13 protein-coding genes are annotated in these 18,409 nt (G+C 69.3%); 6 read left to right on the top strand and 7 right to left on the bottom strand.

Annotation, left to right across the window (positions count from 1 at the left end):
* Positions 1-109 precede the first annotated feature (109 nt).
* Positions 110-1,966 carry a HEAT repeat domain-containing protein gene (locus tag WMF12_RS31935; protein WP_437851465.1) on the bottom strand — a complete coding sequence of 619 codons (1,857 nt, stop codon included), beginning with the start codon at positions 1,964-1,966 and terminating at the stop codon, positions 110-112.
* Positions 1,967-2,344: 378 nt separating this feature from the next.
* On the opposite strand from WMF12_RS31935, the gene WMF12_RS31930 reads away from it, so the two are divergent.
* Both WMF12_RS31930 and WMF12_RS31925 read left to right on the top strand, forming a co-directional pair.
* Complete coding sequence (locus tag WMF12_RS31930) at positions 2,345-3,580, top strand: glycosyl hydrolase family 18 protein (protein ID WP_437851463.1); 1,236 nt, start codon at positions 2,345-2,347, stop codon at positions 3,578-3,580.
* Between the two features lie 208 nt (positions 3,581-3,788).
* Positions 3,789-4,376, top strand: coding sequence for a thioredoxin family protein (locus tag WMF12_RS31925; protein WP_437851461.1), 588 nt, complete (start codon positions 3,789-3,791; stop codon positions 4,374-4,376).
* Between the two features lie 240 nt (positions 4,377-4,616).
* On the opposite strand, the gene WMF12_RS31920 is transcribed toward WMF12_RS31925, so the two are convergent.
* Both WMF12_RS31920 and WMF12_RS31915 read right to left on the bottom strand, forming a co-directional pair.
* Complete coding sequence (locus WMF12_RS31920) at positions 4,617-6,116, bottom strand: hypothetical protein (protein WP_437851459.1); 1,500 nt, start codon at positions 6,114-6,116, stop codon at positions 4,617-4,619.
* A gap of 2 nt (positions 6,117-6,118) precedes the next feature.
* Complete coding sequence (locus WMF12_RS31915; protein ID WP_437851457.1) at positions 6,119-8,320, bottom strand: SUMF1/EgtB/PvdO family nonheme iron enzyme; 2,202 nt, start codon at positions 8,318-8,320, stop codon at positions 6,119-6,121.
* Between the two features lie 488 nt (positions 8,321-8,808).
* Here WMF12_RS31915 and WMF12_RS31910 point away from each other — a divergent pair, with 488 nt between their 5' ends.
* Positions 8,809-10,233, top strand: coding sequence for a porin (locus tag WMF12_RS31910; RefSeq protein WP_437851455.1), 1,425 nt, complete (start codon positions 8,809-8,811; stop codon positions 10,231-10,233).
* A 189-nt stretch (positions 10,234-10,422) separates the two neighbouring features.
* On the opposite strand, the gene WMF12_RS31905 is transcribed toward WMF12_RS31910, so the two are convergent.
* The gene (locus WMF12_RS31905) at positions 10,423-12,630 is read right to left on the bottom strand and encodes a metallophosphoesterase (RefSeq protein WP_437851453.1); all 2,208 of its coding nucleotides are present in this window, start codon (positions 12,628-12,630) and stop codon (positions 10,423-10,425) included.
* 256 nt (positions 12,631-12,886) lie between these two features.
* Between WMF12_RS31905 and WMF12_RS31900 the strand changes: the two genes are divergently transcribed.
* The 3 genes from WMF12_RS31900 to WMF12_RS31890 all read left to right on the top strand — a co-directional run bounded on the left by WMF12_RS31900 (position 12,887) and on the right by WMF12_RS31890 (position 15,953).
* Positions 12,887-13,786: a peptidyl-prolyl cis-trans isomerase gene (locus WMF12_RS31900; RefSeq protein ID WP_437851451.1), complete on the top strand. Its 900-nt coding sequence runs from the start codon at positions 12,887-12,889 to the stop codon at positions 13,784-13,786.
* Complete coding sequence (locus tag WMF12_RS31895) at positions 13,783-14,781, top strand: HupE/UreJ family protein (protein WP_437851449.1); 999 nt, start codon at positions 13,783-13,785, stop codon at positions 14,779-14,781. Before WMF12_RS31900 ends, WMF12_RS31895 begins: the two co-directional genes overlap by 4 nt.
* Before the next feature lie 146 nt (positions 14,782-14,927).
* Positions 14,928-15,953, top strand: coding sequence for an SMP-30/gluconolactonase/LRE family protein (locus WMF12_RS31890; RefSeq protein WP_437851447.1), 1,026 nt, complete (start codon positions 14,928-14,930; stop codon positions 15,951-15,953).
* A gap of 93 nt (positions 15,954-16,046) precedes the next feature.
* Here the strand turns inward: WMF12_RS31890 and WMF12_RS31885 are convergent, their stop codons facing one another.
* From WMF12_RS31885 to WMF12_RS31875, 3 genes are all read right to left on the bottom strand, one after another.
* Complete coding sequence (locus WMF12_RS31885) at positions 16,047-16,997, bottom strand: DUF1731 domain-containing protein (protein WP_437851446.1); 951 nt, start codon at positions 16,995-16,997, stop codon at positions 16,047-16,049.
* A gap of 181 nt (positions 16,998-17,178) precedes the next feature.
* The gene (locus WMF12_RS31880) at positions 17,179-17,940 is read right to left on the bottom strand and encodes a tRNA(His) guanylyltransferase Thg1 family protein (protein ID WP_437851444.1); all 762 of its coding nucleotides are present in this window, start codon (positions 17,938-17,940) and stop codon (positions 17,179-17,181) included.
* Complete coding sequence (locus WMF12_RS31875) at positions 17,930-18,406, bottom strand: AAA family ATPase (RefSeq protein WP_437851442.1); 477 nt, start codon at positions 18,404-18,406, stop codon at positions 17,930-17,932. The genes WMF12_RS31880 and WMF12_RS31875 overlap by 11 nt, the downstream gene beginning before the upstream one ends.
* Positions 18,407-18,409: the final 3 nt, after the last annotated feature.

The following is an 18,409-nucleotide window of genomic DNA, read 5'->3' as shown; positions in this document are numbered from 1 at the left end:
CTGCCCGCACAGCGGATCACCCCCGCGCTGTGCCGTTGTGGTTCGTCGTGGAGCCCCGGCGCGGCCGGCGGGCGCGCGGTCGTGCAGGCGCGTGGTCGTGCAGGCGCGCTCAGGGGCTGAGGCCACGACTCTGGAGGATCTCTCGCACCACCGCCTGCGCGGAGCCTGTCAGCTCGGAGAGCGAGCCGCGGGCGAGCTCCACGAACTTCATGCCGCGCACGCGCTTGAGCGCCTCGACGGCCACGGCGCGCTCCTCGGCGCCCTCGTGCTGGAGGATGCCGAGGAGCATCTCGCCGGCCTCGAGGGTGTCGATCTTCGCGATCGCCCGCACGGCGCTGGCGCGCACGGCGGCGGCCTGCGACTCGCGGTAGATGCGGGCGAGCGGATCGAAGGCGTGGGCGAAGCGGAGCTCTTCCAGCGCGCGGGCGGCCTCGTGGACCACGGTGGGGTCGGGATCCACGAGCGCGTCGCGGATGGTGATGAACGTGCGCTTGTAGAGGAAGTGGGAGAGCGCGCGGACGACGGCCACCCGGATCTTCGGCTCGGCGCGGCGGAACAGGCGCTCGAGCGGCGAGAGGATCGTGTAGAGCTCGACCGTCGCGAGCTGCTCCGCGAGGCTGATGAGCTGCTGCGCGGGGGTGGCCTCGGGCGTCGCGCCCTCGACGGCGAGCGCGGTGAGCCGGGCGAGCATGGCGCGGCGGCGGGTGACCTCGGACCACTGCGCCGGGTCGAGCACGATGTCGCCGCACGCCTGGGCGGCGCTGCCGGCTTGCTCCCACTCGACGAGGTCGATGTGCCAGACGTCGGGGAAGCCGAGCTCGTGGCGGAGGTGCGCCGGCAGCGGAGCGGCGTCGATCGGCAGGTCCTGCGCGTTCACGTAGCGGCGGCCGGCGCGGGCGTAGTGCTTCTTCCGGGTCTCCTCGAGCGGCAGCTGCGTGAGCGCGCGGTAGACGCCGCCCACCTTGCTGTACTGCCCCGCCTCGCCGAGCGCGATCACGGCGGCGAGCAGCGCGTTCTCGGCGATCTCGGGGGGGGCGGCGCGCTTCTGCGAGACGGCGGACACCTCTTGCCACAGCCGGGCCTGCGCGAGCACGGCGAAGTTGGCGACGGCGGCGAGCCCCTCTTTCCGGGCGTACGCGGCCATCTCGCGGGCGAGCGTGGCGGCGGCGGAGATCTCGCCCTGCTTCTCGGCCGCGGCGACGGCCTCCTCGTAGGACTGGAGCGCGTAGTAGCGCAGGTGGTCCTCGCGCAGGATGCGGATGACGTTCACGTAGCCCTCGAGGACGTGCTCGAAGGCGCGGCTCTCGCGCCCGACGGCGATGAGGACCTGGTAGCAGTCGAAGGCGCGCTCGCGCTGGCCGATGGTCTCGTACCTGTCGGCGGCCTCCTCGAGCAGGTGGACGGAGGCGAAGACGGCCTCGCGCGCCGCCGCGGCGTCGCCCGTGCGGAGCGAGGTGCGGGCGAGGTTGAAGCGGGCGAGGCCGGCGGCGTAGAGGTCGCTGCCCGACGAGGAGAGCAGCTGGGCGAGGCGCGACCAGAGGGCGCGGGCGCGGGCGAAGTCCTGGCCGCGCTCGCGGGCGATGGCGGCCTGCGCGACGAGGCCTGCGGCCTCGTACTCGTCGGCGGCGCGGCCGTAGAGCCGCTTCTGCCGCTCGGGGTCCTGCTCGCGCTCGGCCCAGGCGAGCACGGTGCGCGCGCGGTCGATGGGCGGGACCTTGGCGATGAGCGGGCGCTGGCTCTGCTCGTTGCCGCCGTACCAGGAGACGGTGAGCGCGCTCCGCGCGTCGCCCAGCCGGACCAGCACGTCGCGGAGCTCGTCCGTCATGGCGACGTACTCCTCCTCGCGCGCGATGGTGTGCTGGAGGGCGCTGAAGAGCGCGTCGCGCGCGCGCGTGAGATCGCTCCTGGCCAGCGCGGAGCGGGCCTCGTCGCGGAGCTCGTGCAGGGGGCGGACGCCTTGGGTCATGCCGGGAGCGAGCGTAGTACACCGGCCCTGGCCGAGGGAGCGGCCGGCGCGTGCGCGGGCGACGTCGCCGGCCCGGCCGTCGGCGGAGCGGGGCGCGAGGGCGCGGCGAGTGGGGCGAGGGCTGAGGCATCCCCTCAAATTCTTCGGAAAATTCACAAGGAGACGGGGAGGCGGGGAGGGAATTTCAAAATACTCCCTGTCTCCCCGCCTCCTTGTTCAATTTCCCGCTGAAAAGGGCTGCAAAATAAGGGGATTCCTCAGGGGCGCGGGGATGGAGTAGCCGTCAAATGGTGCATCGCGGGCTCGGCGTGAGGCGGCCCGCGGAAGCGTCAGAACCGGGCTGTCGATGCGGCGGCGGGCTGCTAGAGCGCGGCCGATATGAAGCTGTTTCACCAGACTCTGATGCTCGCCTGCTCCGCCGCGTTCTCCATCTCTTGCGGTGGCGCGGCCGAGCGCGCGCCGTCGCTCGACGAGGTGGGGAGCGCCGAGCTTTCCGCGTCGGCGGCGCCCGGTGCGCAGCGCGCGAGCCAGGCGACGCGCGCGCCGGGCGATCACCGCTTCTGCGGGTGGCTGCACGAGTTCCTTGGAGATCCCGAGTCGACGGAGCTCGGATATGACACCTTCGCGGCCCACGCCGGGGCGTTCGACGCCGTGCACCCGAAGTGGTGGCGCGTCGCCTCGCCGACCACGTTCGAGAACCACCCGCGCGGCCGGGAGGCGCCGTTCGCCGGCTTTCACGACCGGCGCGTCCTCGACCGCACGACGGCCGGCGGCGCGCGGACCCGGCTCATCCCCCTCATCGCCGCCATCGACCGGCCCGATGTCGTCGCGGTGCACGCCATGCTCCACGACCCTGTGCTCCGCGCGAGGCACGTGGAGGGCGTCGTCGCGCTCGTGATGGAGAACGGTTACGACGGGATCGACATCGATTACGAGCACCTCTCGTCCGTCCTCGGGCCGGGCGAGACCGTCCGGGCCGAGCGGGCCGCCTTCTCGGCGTTCATCGACGAGCTCGCGCGCGCCCTCCACGCGCGTGGAAAGGAGCTCTCGCTCGCGGTGCCGGCGGTCGCGTCCGCGAACGGCGTATTCGACTACGAGGCGCTCAGCGCCTCGGCGGATCACGTGCACGTGATGAGCTACGATTACCACTGGCACGGCGGAGCGCACGTGGGCCCGGTCGCGCCGCTCGGTTGGCTGAAGGAGACCGTCTCGTACATCGGGTCGCTCGACGGCGGCGCGCGCCGCGAGAAGTTCATCTTCGGGCTGCCGAACTACGGTCTTCTCGGGCCGGAGGCGCCGGGGAGCGGGGGCGCCGTGGTGGGGTGCGAGCCGCTCAGCAAGTGCCTGGATCTTGCGGGTGACGGCTACGAGACGAGCACCGAGCACATGAGCCGGTGCCCGGACGACGAGGGCGGGCGGCTCGCGGCGGGGAGATCGCCGAACCGGCTTCTCTCGAGCGGGGAGCGCCTCTTCTTCGAGGACCTGGCGTCGCTCGAGGAGAAGGTCGCCGTTGCCGAGCAGGGTGGGCTCGGCGGGGTGACGTACTGGAGCATCGGCGGCGAGCCGGGCGGGGCGGCGTTCTTCTCGATGATCGAGCGCCACTTCCCGAGGTGATCGCCGCGCCCCGCGGCCGCCTCGGCCCCCTGCTGGGACAGGCGTTCAGACCTCGAGGGAGGTGCCTCGGCGGTGGAGAGGGCAGGGGAGCGCGAGCCGCGCGAGCCAGAGGACGGCCGCCGCGGGCGCGAAGGCGGGGGAGGTGTTCAGCGGCGAGGGCCGCGGCGTGGTAGGGTGCGCGCCGTCACAGCGAGAGGAGAATCCTGTCATGGCACGCACCCCGTCCACGATGCTTGAGCTGGGCACCCCGGCGCCCGACTTCAGGCTGCCCGACTTCACAGGAAAGCAGGTCGCGCTGTCGGATTTCAAAAGGCAGCGGGCGCTCCTCGTGATGTTCATCTGCAATCATTGTCCGTTCGTCAAGCACATCCGCCACGAGCTCGCCCGGCTGAGGCGCGATTATGGTGCTGACGACGTGGCCATCGTGGCCATCAACTCGAACGATATCGTCGCGTATCCAGCGGACAACGCCGAGGCGATGGCGAGGGAGGCGCGCGAGGTCGGCTACACGTTCCCTTACCTCCTCGACGAGGCGCAGCAGGTCGCCAGGGCCTACCGGGCCGCGTGCACGCCGGACTTCTACCTCTTCGGCCCCGATCGTCGGCTGGTCTATCGTGGTCAGCTCGACGACAGCCGCCCTGGCAACGACGTCCCCGTGACGGGCCGTGATCTCCGCGCCGCCATCGACGCGGTGCTCTCCTCGGCGCCTATCTCCCCGGACCAGCGCCCGAGCATCGGTTGCAACATCAAGTGGAAGCCCGGCAATGAGCCGGCGTATCACGGTCGTAGCTCATAACATCTCACCGCCACGCGCCGCGTCGCCCCAGCGCCCGTCGATTCCGCCCCGTAGGCCCGAGGAGGGAGGTTCCGCCGCACGGCGCCCGGGGGATGGGCCGCTCCCCATCTCCCCATCTCCCCATCTCCCCATCTCCCCATCAATTCCCGTAGGCCCGAGGAGGGAGGTTCTGCCGCACGGCGCCTGGGGGATGGGCCGATGTCTGAGCACGTGGCCTGAGCCTTGCCCAGCGGGCAAGGCTCAGGCCACGTGCGAGTTCGGCGGGGCCCCCAGGCGCCGTGCGGCAGAACCTCCCTCCTCGGGCCGGTCCTGCCGGTCTTTCTCTCCAAGGATCGCCTTGGCCGCGCTAGCCCGAGCCGCCCCGCTCGCCACCGTCGCGTGGTCGACAACCCAGTGCGCATCCAGCAGATCCAGGTAGTCGAGGTCCAGCTCCCCCCCCGACGGCAGCATGAACACCGCCGAGATGTGCGCGTGGCTCTGCACCGCCTGCACCATCTCCCGCGGGATGTAGAGCGCCGCGTGCGTGAAGAGGTGCACCACCGGCGTGCGCGGGTCGTGGTGCCGTGTCAGGTCGAGATCCGTCGCGAGCTCCGCGAACACGCGCGCCGGGTTCCTGCCCCGCTCCCCCTTGAACGACAAGAGGTGCGCCGTCGGCAGCTGCCCGTTCTTCGCCCGGTAGAGCTCGTACAGCCGCGCGTCGAAGAAGCGGAACGCCACGTCCTCGCCCTCCAGCAACAGCCGCTTGCCCGTCGCGATCGCCATCCCCCGGGCGAACGTCTGGCGATCGCCGCGCATCGACGCCGACGCGTCGATGAGCAGGTAGTGGATGCGCCGCTGCTCGTCCCGGCTCTGCTCGCGCGCGAAATACAGCACCTCGTTGTCCGCGATGCGGCGCGCCAGCTCCATGTCGTCCCACGCGAGCTCCGTCAGCACCATGCTGTCGATCGAGCCGCGCGTGCCCAGCCCCGAGTAGCCGTGCGCCGCCGTCGTGCCCGCGGCCGGGCGCGTCTTCGTCTCGAGCACGCTCGGCAGGATCTCCAGCGAGAAATTCACGATGTCGTTCGCCTCCGGCGACGAGAGCGCAGCGAGCAGATCGACCTGGGCGAGCGCCCCGGCCGACGCCTCCGAGCCCAGCATGCCGAACAGGCGCAGCGTCTCGATGTCGAGCGCGTCCGACATCGTGAGCACGTACAGCCGGGAGACGTCGAGCGCCTCCAGCGCCCGCTGCTCGAACTCGCGCCGCGCCGACAGGAACAGCCCGCGGAGCTGCGGCTCGATCCTCTCGAAGAGCGCCGCGTCCGCGGGCAGCATCGCGCGGTAGGCCGGCGGCGTGTGGGTCCGCGCCGCGACCGCGCCGAAGAGGCGCGACAGCACGACCGTGACCAGGTCGTCGCTCATCCGGAGCTGCGCCGCGCATCGCGCGGCCTCGCTCTCGGCGAGCTCCCGGAGCACCGCCCGGTACCCCTCCACGATGCGCTCCGCGTCCCGGAGCCGGCCCGCGAGCTCCCTCGGGTCGCAGCGCGGGCCGAGCTCCAGCTGCTCGCGTGGCGTCGAGAAGAGCAGGCCCGCGTCGTGCACCAGCGCGAAGGGCAGGACCACCCCGAGCCGCTCCAGGCTCTGGTGCCACCGGATCGCGCGCAGCGCGAGCGACGAGCTCAGCGGGCGCACCTGCGAGAACGCCAGCGTGCCGAGCGGGCCGGCGATGGAGGGGTTCGCGAGCTGCGACGTGGGGACCGGCACGGCTACAGGCGCGCGGCGCAGCGGAAGCCGATGCCCGGCGCGCTCGCCGTCGCGAGCTGGTGGTAGCGGAACGCCGGGTTGAGCCAGAGCGCGAAGCCGCCGTTGTAGGCGCCGCCCCGGATCGCCTTGCGATCGCCGGCCGGCGCCCCCTTCGGGTTCACCTGCTCCTCGTCCTTGTAGGTCTCGAACCAGTCCGCGGTCCACTCCCACACGTTGCCGACCACGTCGTCGGCCCCGAACCTCGTCTTGCCGTTCGGGAACGAGCCGACCGGCGACGTGCCGGAGAAGCCGTCGTCGGCCTCGTACATGCGCTCGCTCGGCGTGAGCCCGCGCGCCTTCTCCCACGCCGTGCACTCGGTGCCGCACGCGTTCATGAAGGTCTGGTCGCCGGGCTTGTCGCCCCAGGGGAACTTGCGCCCGTCGGAGCCGCGCGCCGCGTACTCCCACTCCGCCTCGGTCGGCAGGCGCTTGCCGTGGACCTCGCAGTAGGCGTTCGCGAGGCTCCACGGCAAGCAGTTGATCGGGTGCTTCGCGAGCTCGGGCTTGCCGAAGGTGCACTGCTCGGCGAGGGCCGTCAGCGTCTTCTGGTGCGCGGCGGCGGGCGCGCCGCTCGCGTTCGGGAAGTCGGGCGCGGCCGGGGGCCGCTTGCACTCTCCCTTGTCCGAGCACGCCTTGTAGTCGCCCGCGGTCACCTCGTGGACGTCGATGCAGAACGTGTCGATCGTCACCTTGTGCGCGGGCTGCCACAGCTTGAACTCCGGCTCGTCGGAGCCCATGAAGAACTTGCCGCCCGGGACGAGCACCATGCCTGCAGGGCACTCGGTCCGCCGCTCGGGGAGCGCGGCCGCCGCGGCCGTGGCGCTCGCCGTCGGCGCCGCCGCGGTGGCGGACGCGGTGGCGACCGGCGCGCTCCGCGACGCGTCTTCCGCAGGCGGCGCGCCGCGCAGCAGGCTCCAGGTGATCGCGCCGCCGGCCGCGAGCGCGAGCGCGACGCCGCCGAAGAGCAGCGGGCCCTTCGACCTCGGCGCCGCCGCGTCGCTCGCGGCGCTCGATCCGGCCACGGCGACCGGCTGCGACGTCAGCGCGGGCAGCGGCCCCGGGGCCGTGGAGGGCGCCGCCATCGTCGGCGCGGTCTGCGCCTGCAGCGAGATCCGCGGCGAGGACGGGAGCCGCGGCGCGGACGCGCGGGGCGACGGCGCGCCGGACGGGGGCGCGAGCGAGCTGCCGCCCGTGGAGAGCGCCCAGGCCGGGGCCTCGGGGAAGACCGCCCGGTGCAGCGCCGACCAGAAGCGGCCCATGGTGGGGAAGCGGTCCGCCGGCGCGACGGCGAGCGCCTTCGCGAAGACCGCCTCGACCTCGTCGCTGACCGTGAGGCCGAGCGTCCGCGGGGTCGGCCGGCGCGACGGATCGCGGCTCGCGACCGCGAGCTGGAGGTAGTCGTCGCCTTGCAGCGCCGGCGCTCCGCCGAGCATCACCTCGATCATGATGAGCGCCATCGCGAAGACGTCGGTCCAGGGCCCGGTCGCGCCGTGGGTGCGGCTGAACTGCTCGGGGGCGCCGTAGCTCGGCGTGAACGCGGTGATGTCCTTGCCCGTGTGGGCGAGCGCCGTCGCGGCCGCCGCGTGATCGGCCATCACCTTGGCGATGCCGAAATCGAGCACCTTCACGAACGTCGAGGCGTCGCGCGGCTGGCCGATGACGAACAGGTTCGCCGGCTTGATGTCGCGGTGCGCGATGTTCCGCGAGTGCACGAGATCGAGCGCGATCGCGGCCGACTCGAGCAGCTCCATCGTCGCGCGCAGGTCGCGCGGCGGCGCGCCCTCGCTCGTCTCGTCGAAGAGGGCCCGATCGAGCGGCCTGCCGTCGAGCCACTCGAGGACCATGTAGGGCAGCCACTGCCCGTCCGGCGCGTTGAACGTGCCGATGTCGCGGGCCTGGACGATCGCGGCCGAGCGGCTGGACAGCTCGGTCATGAGCTTGCCCTCCTGGATGAACGCCTGGAGCAGCTGCTCCCGCTGCTCGGCCGGCGCGCCCCCGAGGAGGGTGAAGCACTTGACGGCGACGGGCTGCTTCCAGATGACGTGCTCGGCCCTGTAGACGACGCTGAAGCCGCCTTCTCCCACGGCGTGATCGATCCTGTACTTGTCGGCGATCAGGCTGCCGGCGATGTTGAGCGGATCGCTGCGGTCCGGGTTCTGGCTCATGAGATCCCTACGCACCGCGGCGGGGCCCCGATCGGAGCGCCTCGTGCGTGCGTCGGGGCCATCTTAGTTGCCTCGCGGTCGGTTGGAACCCTTTCGCGCGATCCGGCGCCCTCGCCGATCCGGAGGCGCTGCCCGCTCCGGGTGTCCGATATGGCGGATGTTCCAAGGCCCGTTGGATGGTGAGTGAGCCCGCATTCAGGGATTCTTGTGGGCACGATCCATCTCTTGACAGAGATCTTCGTCCGTTATATTGGATGACACATTCGGTGGTTCCCTGCTGGCGTCGCTGCTGCCCAGCCGGGTGCTCCTGACGGCGGCCTCTCGCCTGCGCGTCGTGCGTGGGACGCGGAGCGCAGGCCGGGGAGCGATGGTCCGCCGCCTGCGAGGGCGCGGTGCGCGTTCGCGCCGGCGGCTGGTGCCGGCCGTGCGCGCCGCGCGTCGTGCGCCGTGCGTCGTCAGCAGCTGGTTTGATCCGAGGAACAACGCGCTTGAAATCGATCAACGGAAAGAAGTCGCACACGGTCCGCGCGGCAGCGGCGCTCTCGCTCGTCGCCGCCGCGCTCCCCTCCCAGGCGTCCGCTCAGCAGCCCGCGGCGCCGCCCCAGGCCCCGGCGCCGCTTCCGGTCCCGGCGCCGCTTCCGGCCCCGGCGCCGCAGGAGACCGGGGCGGCGGCCGGCGTCGAGCCGCTGAACCGCCGGGTCGCGGAGCTCGAGCAGCAGCAGCGCGCGCTGATCGAGCGCCTCGAGGCCGAGCGCAAGGCCGCCGCCGAGGAGCGGGCCAGCGCGGCGAAGGACAAGGGAAGCGGCGTCAAGGTGACGGCGGCTGCTGGAAAGGGCTTCACCGTCAAGACGGCGGACGACAGCTTCTCGTCCACGATCCGGGCCCGCGTGCAGGTCCGCGAGACCATCACGCACACGGCAGAGGACGACACGCACGAGATCAACGTGAGGACGGTGCGCCTCACGACGAGCGGGCATGTCCTCTCGCCCGATCTCAAGTACAACGTGCAGCTCGCCTTCGGCGGCAACGACTTCGAGAAGGACAGCCCTTCTCCCATCTTCGACGCCTTCGTCGAGTACACAGGGATCCGCGATCTCAACGTGCGTGTTGGCCAGTTCCTGACCCCGTTCAACCGGGCGCGGACCCTGCGCGAGGTCTCCCTCCAGCAGACCGATCGCCCGATCGCCGTCCGCGAGTTCAACCTCGATCGCGACGTCGGCCTGATGTTCTCGTCGCCCGATCTCTTCGGCCTCGGAGGCAAGCTGTCGTACAACCTCTTCGTCGGTGGCGGCGAGGGGCGCAATCGCTTCGGCGGCCAGAAGCACGGTCCGCTCGCGGTGGCGCGGCTCGCCGTCCGCCCGTTCGGCGCGTTCGACGACGACCAGGACGGCGATCTCCCTCGCGAGGCGAAGCCCCGGCTCGCGGTGGGCGTCACGGGCGCCTACAACCATCAGACCAACCGCCAGAACAGCACCTTTGGCACGACGCTCACGCTCGGGGCGGCCGACTACCTGCACGGCGCGGCCGATCTCATCTTCAAATATGCCGGCTTCTCGCTCTCGGCCGAGGCCGTCGTGCGCCACGCGAAGCGGGACTCCTTCGAGGGCGAGGTCGACGGCGCGGCCGTGCGGGAGTGGACCCGGTCGGGTTACGGCTACTTCGCCCAGGCGGGCTACCTGCTGACCGACCGGGTCGAGGTCGCCGCGCGCTGGGACCAGATCTTCGCGGAGCGCGGCACCGATCCGAAGCTCGTCGATCTCGTCGACGCGCAGGGCAAGCAGGTCGGCGGCGGGCTCAATGTGTATCTGAACGGATATGCGCTGAAGATCCAGGGCGATTATTTCTACATCTTCGGCAAGGAAGGCTCGGACGCGCGCCACGTCGGCCGGTTCCAGCTGGATGCGTCGTTCTGAAGGGCAGGGGGTGCGTCCGGGGAACGCGCTCTCCAGACAGATGCGGCTAGGCTAGGGCTTTCTGCGAGCTGGTGGGAGCAAGCATCGAGATCGGCGCGATAGCGGCGCGCCTGTTCGCGGCCCGGCGACGCGCGCTGCAAGGCGGTGAAGTCGTCGGGGCCCCGCATTGCCAGGCCGCTGCGTCAAAGTTCAATAATTGAAATTGCGAACGAGGATGAGCGCCTTCTCATTCCCGTCCATGTCGTCCTCCCAAGCCACCACGAAGCGGCCCTGATCATCCATGGCAGTTACAGGCAACCGTTGCTGGCCGCTCGAGTCGCTGTTGACGGTGAAATCCGCCCGATGCTGCGCGCCGCCGGCGGTGAAATCGCGCCCCAGGATCTGATACACGCCGTTGTCGTCCTGGTCGTCCTGCCAAGCCACCGCAAAAGCACCGTCGCCGCGCATCCCCACGCTAGGCGCAAGCTGTTGACCATCGGCCACGCTGTTCACGGCCATCACCCCGAACCGCTCCGCGCCGGTGATCGTGAACCCGCGTGCATAGATCTGGTAGTAGCCGTTGTCGTCCTGATCGTCCTCCCAGGCCACCACGAAGTTCCCGTCATTCGCCATGCCGATCGACGGCATGGTGTGCTGCCCCGCCGTGTTCGTATTGACCGCTCTCTGCGCGAAGCGGTTGCCGCCCGTGGCGGTGAAACCTCGATGATAGATCTGGAAGTTGGCGTCGTCGTCCTGGTCGTCTTCCCAAGCGACGACGAAGTCACCATCCGCATCCATGGCGATGGCCGGATTGAACTGCTCACCCGCGGCGACGCTGTTGACGGTGAAGGTCGCGATGCGCTGAACGCCGGCCGCAGTGAAGCCGCGCGCCAAGATCTGATAGTACCCGTTCCCGTCCTGATCGTCTTCCCAGGCGACGACGAAATTGCCGCTTCCGTCGCAGGCCACCGCGGGCCTCGACTGCTGACCGCCCGACACGGTGTTCACCGTAAGATCGTGGAAGCGCTCACTGCCATTGGCATTGAAGCCGCGCGCCAGGATCTGATAGGCGCCGTTCCCGTCCTGATCGTCTTCCCACACCACCACGAATCTCCCCGAGTCGTCGATGGCGACGTTCGGGTGCCTCTGTTGGCCTGAATCCACGCTGTTCACGGCGATCTGCGAGAACCGCGCGTTGCCGTCCGGGTCGAAGCCGCGCGCGTAGATCTGACCGACGCCGTTGTCATCGTGGTCATCTTCCCAGACCACCACGAAGTTGCCGTTCGGCGCCGTCGCAATCTTGGGATCGAAGTGCTTGCCCGTCAGCTGCACGTTGGCCATGCGATCCTTGAACAAGATATCGTTGGCTGTGTAAGCGTACGCGGGCAACGCAGCCTGCATGTCGTAGCTGATGGCGTAGTTCTGTTGGTTGTGCTTGGTCGCAGTCGGGCTCTGCGCCTGGTTGTAGTTCAGGTACAGCGTCGCCTGGCAGTTCGCGAAAATCGCGCAGTTCCCGTCCTCGACGCTCAGCGTCTCCACCGTGATCTGATTCTGCGCCGGCTCGAACGTGAGGACGCGCAGCCAGCCGTTGCCCAGCGCATGGCCGTTGCCCAGGACCGGCTCACTCTGAAAGTCGTTCAGGATCTCGTGCACGATGTTGCCGTTGTTGCCGGTGCGGCGGCGATACGACACCCCCTGGATGTGTCCGCTCACGGACATGAACACGTTGCTGTGGCGCTGGATCAGCTCTTCCCAGAGGTCCACGCCGTCGCGTCCCTCGAGGTTGTAGCTGTCGGCGCAGCCGCTCGCGTGCTCAGCGTTGTTGTTCATGTGGCAGTGCGTGGCCACGATGACGCGGCGGTCCGGGTGGTTCGCGATGACCTGATTCGCCCACGTCACGACGTCCTTGCGCGGCGCGAACTCGAGGCTCACCACCATGAACTTGAGCCCGCCGGCCTCGAAGTACGTGTAGTTGTTGATGTTCGATGCGTCGTAAGCACCGCCGTAGAACGGCTCGCCCTCGTAGCGCGGCCGACCGAAGTAATCCGCATACAGCGAGTCGCGCTTGTAGGCTTGGTTGCTCGGGTAGATGTCATGGTTGCCGATCGTCATGCTGTACGGCACGCCGGCGTTGTCCAGCAGCGTGTGCGCGGCGCTCGCCACGTCGTACTCGATTGCGGTGTCGTGATTGGTGATGTCGCCGAGGTGCACCGCGAACTTGATGTTGCGCGCGGCGCGGTTGTCGACGAGCCACTGCATCTGGTGTTCGTAGACTTCGTACGAGGAGAACTCGCTGTAGTTTTGGGTGTCGGGGATCAACACGACCGAAAAGGCGGCTTGCGCGCTCGCGGAGCGTGTCGCTACACACCACAACGCGAAGGCGGCTACAGTGAGCATCAAACGGTAGGTTTTTGTCATGTACGGGTGCTCCCCTGGCCAAGACGGACGAGCCTGGCTCTGTTCGCTGCCGCACTTGTATGCGGTGCAGGTTGCAACTCCGTGCGGCTCCAGTTACCTCTCGTTGCCGCTCGGCATACGCTGCGCGGCGAGGTCTCGTCGTCCGCCGTCAAGTCGCGACGCCGTCGCGCTGGTGAAACAGAGACGCCACGGAGCACGGGTAGCCTCCGCCGGGCTCGCCAGTCCGTGAGCCGGATACGCTGCACTCTCGAGAGCCATGACTCGAACCGCCGCCCCTAGAGCCGCCGACCCGACCGCGTTCGAGGGGGCATCGGGCCGCACGGCCAAAGATGCCAAGACCCTCATCGCTTTGTCGCGGCGCATCGCTTCCGAGCCCTTCGTTCACTTCACGCTGCTCGGGGCGCTCGTGTTCGCCGGACATCTCCTGGTGACCCGCGTGTCCGACGTGCCCACGCTCGACGTGTCGGCGTCCAAGCAGCGAGAGCTCGTCAAGCTGTTCGAGCAACGCCAGGGCAGGGCCCCGAACGACACGGAGCGCGAGCAGCTGATCCGACGCTACGTCGAAGATGAAGCGCTGTTTCGCGAGGGCCTGCGCCTGTCCCTCGTGCACACGGACCCGATGCTGCGTGCGCAGGTCATCGCCCGCGTGCGCGGCATGCTGCAAGCCGAGCTCAGCCAAAAGCCGCCCACGGACATCGAGCTACAAACCTACCATGAAGCGCATCTCTCGGACTACGCCGTCCCTGAGACCATCAGCTATCGCGAGTACCTGATTCGCAGCGGGCCGGACGCCGACGGCGACGCGCGGCGGCTCTTGTCGTTGTTGGAACGACAAGAGCCGGCCGACGGGCCGGGGCTGCCCATTCCGACCGACTATTCGCAACGCTCCGAAGCTCAGCTGGCCTCATTGTACGGCCCCGAGCTCGCACACGAGCTCTGGATTCTGCCGAGCGGCAGCTGGCGAGAGCTGCGGTCCAGTCGCGGAGTTCACATCGTGCGCGTCGCTGAGCGCACCGCGGCGTCGGAGCCCTCGTTCGAGACCATCCGCGAGCAGGTGAGCGCGGACTATCGCAAGGATCGGACTGCACGCGCGTTTCAAGCGGAGCTCAGCCGCATCACATCGCAGTGGCGCGTCCAGATCGCGGAGCGGCCATGACGAGCGGGAAGTGGCTGCGTGCGGCGGCGGTGCTGTGGATCACCCTGTGTTCCCTGTGCGCAGGGGCCGCGCACGCCCACACGCTCTCGCTGAGCGTGCTGGCGCTCGACGAGCGCTCCCCGGGCGAGTTCATCGCCAGCTGGGAGCGCACGCAGGGCATCCAGGACGTCAGCGCGGCGTACGACTTGCTCAAGCCCGTGTTCCCTGAGCACTGCCGGTTCGAGGCGCCGCGCCTCGATTGCGGCGCGCGCGGGCTGTCAGGTCGCGTCGGGTTCGACGGCTTGGGCGATCTCTCTACCTCCGGCATGATCAAGATCCGGCGGGTAGATGGCGGTGAACAGATACTGAGCCTGACTGCCGCGCAGCCGCACGTCCGAGTGTCAGAGTCCAGGCTCGATACCAGGGCGTTGCGCGGGGTGTCCAATTTCATCTGGATCGGGATTACGCACATCTGGCTCGGCCTGGATCACTTGCTGTTCGTGGTAGGGCTGCTCTGGCTGCTCGACTCGTGGCGCGTGCTGATCAAGACCGTCACGGCGTTCACGGTCGCGCATAGCTTGACGCTGGGAGCGGCGACCTTCGGGCTGCACGGCCTGCCTGCCGCCCCCGTCGAAGCCGTCATCGCGCTCAGCATCGCATTCGTCGCCGTGGAGATAGCTGGCGAGGCACGCACGAAGCGGCCGAGCTTGACGCGAAAGCGGCCCTGGTTCGTGGCGTTCTCGTTCGGCCTCTTGCACGGCTTTGGTTTCGCCAATGCGCTCGCTGAGCTGCAGCTCACCAACGCGGATCGCCCGATCGCGCTGCTCTGCTTCAACGTCGGCGTGGAGATCGGGCAGCTGGTGTTCATCGCAGGCTTGTTGGCGCTCCGCGCGGCGTTGCGTAGGCTCGGGCGCGCGTCGGGCGTCCGCCTCGCGACCGCCGGTTACTACGCGATGGGCACGCTGGCGATGTACTGGTTCTTTGAGCGGATCGCCGCTTTCGTACCCGACGTCTGACCGTCTCGCTGTAGCGGCTGAGCGCGGCGCGCGCCGCAGCACGGTCCTCCTCGGAAGGCCACGCGGCGGCCAGCTTGCGTTCGACCTCCGGCTCCAGAACCAGAGCTCTCGGCATTGTGGTAGATTCGCCGCCCGGAGGTCTTCTCGTGGCACGATCCCGCGACATTTTCGTGTCCATCGCCGCTGCGGTCGCGATGTTTTCCTGCGGAGGGGAGACCCCGCCGCCCGCGCTGGCACCGGCGGCTTCGGCTTCCGCCGCGCCCATCGCGACGAACAGCGTCGAGCCCCCGCCTGCGGCTCCGGCTGCCCCCGCGGCGTCCACGGCGGCGCCCGAGCCGCCCAGGCTCCCCGCGCCGAGCCCAGTCGCCAGGTACACCGGCTTCGCCAAGCCGGAGAGCGTGCTCTACGACGCGGACAACGACCGATACCTCGTTTCGAACATCAACGGCAATCCGGACGACAAGGACAACAACGGCTTCATCTCCGTCCTCTCGCCCGACGGTCAGGTGACGAACCTGAAGTGGATCGAGGGCGGCAAGGCCAAGGTCAAGCTCGACGCGCCGACAGGATCGGCGATCGCGAAGGGCGTGCTCTACGTCGCCGACCTCACGACCGTCCGGATGTTCGACCTCAAGACCGGGGCGCCGAAGGGGGAGATCGCCATCCCCGGTACGACGTTGCTGAACGACGTCGCGGCGGCTCCGGACGGCAAGGTCTACGTGTCCGACTCCGGCTTCACGATCGGCGCGACCGGCAACCTCGAGGCCACGTCGAGCGACGCCATGTACGTCATCGAGAAGGGCAAGGCCAAGGCGCTGGTGAAGACAACCGACCTGCACATGCCGAACGGCCTCGCATGGTCCGACAAGGGGCTCGTGGTCTGCTCGAGCGGCGCTCCCGAGGTCTTCCGCCTCGACGAGAAGGGCGCCAGGCAGGACGTGACCACCACGGCGCCCGGCGGCCGCCTCGACGGCCTGATCTCCCTCGGGGACTCGCTCCTCGTGACCAGCCACGACGCGTCGGCGGTGCTTCGTGGGAAGCTCGGCGGAACCTTCGAGGTCGCGATTCCCGAGCAGAAGACGCCCGCGGACATCGGTTACGACACGAAGCGTGGACGCGTCCTCGTGCCCCATGTGATGGTGGACACGGTCGACGTCTACGAGCTGAGGTAGTCTGCGGACGAAAGACCCTTCGCGATGGAGGAAGACCTCCTCTAGGCGACGATGGAATGCTGACGCCTCACGGGCGTCGAGCTGTTCACCTCCTCAGCTCTCGGCGCGCCATCGCGCCACGAGGTCGCGCGCCGCCGCCGACCACTCGGTGAAGGCGAACGTGAAGCCGGCCTCGCGCAGGCGTCCGGGGACGACGCGCCGGCTCTTCAGCACGAGCTCGGTGTCCGTGCGCATCACGAGCGCGCCGACCTCTAGCATCCATTTCGTCGCAGGCAAGCCGAAGCCGATACCCCAGGCCTCGCGCAGCGCGCGCATGAAATCGCCGTAGGGGAGCGGCCCCGGCGAGGCGAGGTTGACCGGCCCGGAGATGTCGTCCCGCTCGATCAAGAACCTCGTCGCTCGCACGAAGTCGCGATCGTGGATCCACGACACGAACTGCTGCCCTCCGCCGGCCGGACCGCCAAGGCCCCGCCGGGTGAGCCCGAGCAGCACGTCGAAGATGCCGCCGCGATCAGGGCTCATCACCATGGAAGCGCGGATCGCGATCTTGCGCGTGCGCGGCGTCCTGGCCTCGTCCAGCGCCTGCTCCCACGCTCGGGCGATCTCGACGCTGTTGCGCCAATACGAGGGGACGTCCGGCTCGTCGCCGCCCAGGAGCCCGGTCGCCTCGTCGTTGGGCGAGTCGTGGCGGTGCGCGTAGATCGTGGCCGTGCTCATCTGCAGCCATACGCGCGGCGGTCGCGCCGCGGCGGCGATCGCCTCGCCGACGGCGCGCGTCGAGTCCACACGAGAGCTCCTCATCGCGAGGAGGTTCTCGTCCGTGTAACGGCAGTTCACGCTCCGGCCGGCGAGGTTGAACACCACGTCGGCGCCGTCGAGCTCGCTCGCCCAGGGGCCGAGCGTGCGTCCATCCCACGGCACGACCCGCCCCGCGGGCACGCTCGCGCTGCGGCAAAGGACGATCACCTCATGTCCGTCGGCCGCGAAGGCGCGCGCAAGGATCTGACCTACCTGTCCGCTGCCGCCCGGAAGGATGATCTTCATGCCGCGAGCCTACCTCGGGCCGCCGCGAATGCACAGCCCGGCGCGACCACGAGAGCTCGCCGCGCCAGCGCCTGGCGAGGGCGCACCAATCCCGGGCGCGCTGCCGGAGCGACCGCGCCCGGGAGCCCATGGTGGCCTGTTCGTCCAGCCCCTCAGGTGGCGACGCGCGGGCGGGCGCTCGTCATGCTTCGGCCTGCTCCTTGAGGAATTGCCGCACGAACTTCCCGTAAGCCTCTTTCATGGGCAGATCGTCGTCGACGCGAAGCCTGCGACGGGTGGCCGGGACGCTCTCGCCGGTCCTGGGGTTCTTCCCTACCTTGGCTATCGTCTCCCAATAAACGCCCGACCCCCGGCGCTGCCACGCGGGCACGTCGTTGAAGTTGATCCCACGAGAGAAGAGCAGCTCGTTCTTTCCAGCGACGGAGAGGCCGAGCATCGCATGGGTGGCTTCCTTGACGCTCTTGCCCTCCTTTCGAAGGGTCCAATAGCACCAGTTGTTGAGAGCGGATCGCGTCGCGTCCGCCTGCCGCCAGCGAAAGTAGTCGACCACGTCTCCGCGCCGGGCGCCGAGCCACAGGCGTGCGTCGAACTCCACCGGCGCGCTGAGCGAGAGCGAGAGGCTGGCGGTGGCAGAGCTGGCGGCGATGGAGACCAGCTTCTCTACCTGGCGATCGAAGACGTTGGTCTCGTGGGGGAGCAGGATGGAGATCTCGTCGCTTTGCGTATGGGCGTAAGAGCCGTGGAGAGAGGTGAGCACGGCCTTCGCGGCGTCCGTCATCTTGTGATGGAACCCCGTGTCGAATGGTTTCTCGCAGGTGCGCTCCGTCAGCCGCGAAAACGATCGGCCGTCCACCCGAATGACGATGTACGCGCCCTGCAGCGCGCGCAGCTCGTGAAAGCACTCGCCCAGTCGCATCTTCGCATCCATCTCGTCACTCTTCATTCGACTGCTCCTGCCAGACCTCCTGCGTGAACCCATCGTTCGTCATCGTCACGTCGTAGAGCTCGTCGAAGCCTTCGCTCGGATGCGGGCGTCGAAGCCTCTTCGCCACGTCCAGCACCCCCACGTCGGGGACGCGCGCCCGCCCCTCGCGCAGCGCGTTGCGGGCGATCGAGTCTGCCACGCGCGACGAGAAATAATACCCGACGACGCGCGCTCCATGGGCGCGGGCGATGGTGATGAGGGGCGCCCGTTCGGCCGGGGAAGGGTTGGTGTTGTCGACGACGACAGAGAGCCCTCGCGAGAGGGCCTCGGTCACCAGGCGGGCCTGGCGCACGTCGCGCTTCTTCGCGTTGGGAAAATTGTCCTTGCTGACATGCACGTGCGTCCCGGAGAAGTGGGTCCGGAAGAACGTGGTCTTGCCCGATGCCGGCAGGCCAACGAAGAGGATCACTGCCGGCGAGCCCATCGA

This window comes from Sorangium sp. So ce363 (assembly GCF_051520435.1).
GTDB classification, from domain to species: Bacteria; Myxococcota_A; Polyangia; order Polyangiales; family Polyangiaceae; genus Sorangium; species Sorangium cellulosum_B.
This window is presented reverse-complemented; position numbering and strand designations above follow the sequence as displayed.